Origin of the sequence: Chamaesiphon sp. VAR_69_metabat_338, from assembly GCF_031423935.1 — a bacterium.
Classification (GTDB): domain Bacteria; phylum Cyanobacteriota; class Cyanobacteriia; order Cyanobacteriales; family Chamaesiphonaceae; genus Chamaesiphon.
This window is the reverse complement of the sequence record NZ_JANPGM010000267.1, coordinates 1-2,759: the sequence shown is the minus strand read 5'-3', so window position 1 is coordinate 2,759 and position 2,759 is coordinate 1. Positions and strand designations below refer to the sequence as shown.

General features: G+C 54.0%; 2 protein-coding genes. Both read left to right on the top strand.

Annotated features, from left to right (window positions below):
- The first annotated feature begins 152 nt into the window (after positions 1-152).
- Positions 153-719 carry an ATP-dependent Clp protease proteolytic subunit gene (locus tag RMO84_RS07890; protein WP_310487918.1) on the top strand — a complete coding sequence of 189 codons (567 nt, stop codon included), beginning with the start codon at positions 153-155 and terminating at the stop codon, positions 717-719.
- Positions 720-837: 118 nt separating this feature from the next.
- On the top strand, positions 838-2,759 hold a 1,922-nt coding region (locus RMO84_RS07885), incomplete at its 3' end, for a PAS domain-containing protein (protein WP_310487917.1).

The window sequence follows — 2,759 nt, the reverse complement described above, 5'->3', positions numbered from 1 at the left end:
GGTGTTGCTGTACCACCGTTTGGGTGTTGGGGGTTGGGGGTTGGCGGACGCAAGCGTCCATCCTTATTACACTATCCACTATCCACCATTCACTATCCCCTTATCCACAAAATCGACTCGATCGATATGATAGAGGGAAGGAGCGAGTGATAGTGGACAGCTTCGTCTCCCAACTCCCAAATATGTACTCATTCGATCGAGATCGCCAGCTCCAATCCCGCACGATCTTTTTGCGCCAGACGATCGACGATCGCGTGGCAAATGAAGCGATCGCCCAATCGATCTATTTGGATCTGGCCGATCCAGATACCCCAATCCAGCTCTATATCAACACTTCATCGGGATCGATCGCGGCGGGTTTGGCAATTTACGATACGATCCAAAGTCTGAAAGTGGAAGTGCAGACGATTTGTATGGGGGTGGCGGACGGGGTCGGCTCGTTATTACTAGCTAGCGGTAGTCCTGGCAATCGATCGGCGCAACCCCACGCGCGGATTCGCTTGGCACAGGCTGATGAGATGACATTAACTAGCGGCACAGCTAGAGAGATCGAATCTGCTGCCAGAGCGGTATTTCGCCAACGGCAGATTTTGTATGAACTGTACGCGCAGGCGACGGGACGAGCGAGCGAGACGATTGCTGAAGATACCGCCAAGCGGGAATTTATGTCGGCGACTGAAGCTCAAGCCTACGGCTTAATCGATTTTTTGCATGGTTGAATGAGAACTTTTCAATCGTGGTAATACCCCAATTACCGTCCAGAAAACCAGCTTGCTGGCGATCGAGGCTTTGAACTAGAATTAATTAAAGATATTTTCTACTACAAAGGTCATCGTCGTGACATCTTCACAATCAGAAATAGCTGCTAACAGCATTTTTGTCAGGGGTAGTGAAATGGCAGACTTGATGAGGGCGCATGACTGGTCGCAGACCCCGTTAGGCGCACCATCGGGTTGGTCGCAAAGTCTGAAAACGGTGCTGAGTATTTTACTGACGTCCCAGCACCCGATTTTTCTGTGGTGGGGACAAGAGCTAATTCAGTTTTACAACGATGCCTATCGCCCGATTTTGGGCACTACCAAGCATCCCCAAGCACTAGGACAACGGGGGCGGGAGTGCTGGCAAGAAATCTGGGAGACGATCGCGCCGATGATTGCCGCAGTAGTGCAACGCGGTGAGGCGACGCAAGTTCGAGATGGGTTGCTGCTGCTCGAACGCAATGGTTATCTTGAAGAATGTTATTTTAACTATGCTTATAGTCCGGTGCGGGACGAGGCGGGCGAGGTTGGGGGCATCTTTTGTGCTTGCGATGAGACGACCAAACGCGTCATCGGCGAGCGACAACTCAAGACATTGCGCGAATTGGCGGCGCAACCGCTGACAACGAAAACGATCGAGGAAGCTGGCCGAGCGTGCATGAGCGCGATCGCTGCTAATCCCGCCGATATCCCATTTGCATTGCTATATCAGCTCGACGAGCTGGGTTCGGCGCAACTGTTGGGCACTGCTGGCATCGCACCAGGCACGCTCGCTAGTCCCGATCGGCTCGATCTGACAGCGGCGTGGGATCTGGATCGAGTGCGACAATCGGGTGAGGCCGCACATCTGACCGATTTAGCCACCCGCTTTGACACGCTGCCTGAGAGTATCTGGAATTTACCGCCACAATCGGCATATGTCGTACCGCTGGAGCGATCGGGACAACAGCAGCTTGCGGGCTTGTTAATTTTGGCAGTTAGTCCCTGTCGGGCGTTTGAGGAAGAGTATCGCGGCTTTTTTGAAGTAATTGGCTCTCAGGTGGAAATCGCGATCGCCAATGCGCGCGCCCACCAGGAAGAACGGCAGCGGACGGAAGCATTAGCAGCACTCGATCGGATCGTATCGAGTCTGCGCGATGGCTTTGCCACCTTCGATCGACAGTGGCGGTACACCTACATCAACGATCGGTTATTAGAATTTCTCAAGCTACCCCGCTTAAAGGTCATCGGCAGACAAGCTTGGGATGTATTTCCGCATCAAGTGGGGATCGAATTTTACGATCTGCTCCAGCGCGCCATGACCGAGCAGATCGAGGTGCAGTTTGAGTTTTACTACGCGGTGGCAGACATGTGGGTCGAACATCGGCTCTACCCCACCACCGATGGGCTGGCAATCCTGATGGCCGATATCAGCGAGCGCAAACGGGCAGAACTACTGCTATTCGAGCAAAAGCGACTGCTGGAGCTGGTCGCGACTGGCGAGCCGCTGGCTAACTGTCTGGCTGCCGTCTGCGCCTCAGTTTCCAATCTGAGTTTGGGCGTTCGCGCTTGTATTCTCCCCGCTGATGCCCAGCGGCACAAGTTTCCTCGATCGATTTCGCCAGAGTTGCCACCCGCCTTCGCCCTCGGCGTAGCAAACATGCCGCTCGACGATCTAACCATCGGCGTTTGCGCTCCAGCAGTGTATGCCGGTCGGTCAGTCACCTGTGTGGATATTGTCAATGACGATCTGCAGTTGCCATCCTGGCGCGATTTATGTGCGGCTAATGGCATTCTGGCCTGCCATTGTGCCCCGATTCTGGGTGTGGACGAGCTACCATTGGGATCGTTGATGCTCTGCTTCGATCGATCGCGCGTGCCGACCGAGTGGGAGTACCAATTGGCCGAGTTTGGTACCAATATCGCCAGCATCGTCTTCGAGCGCGAGCGGACTAGTCTGGCGTTACAATCCTCTGAAGCCAAATACCGGACATTATTCGAGTCGATGGATGAAGGCTTATG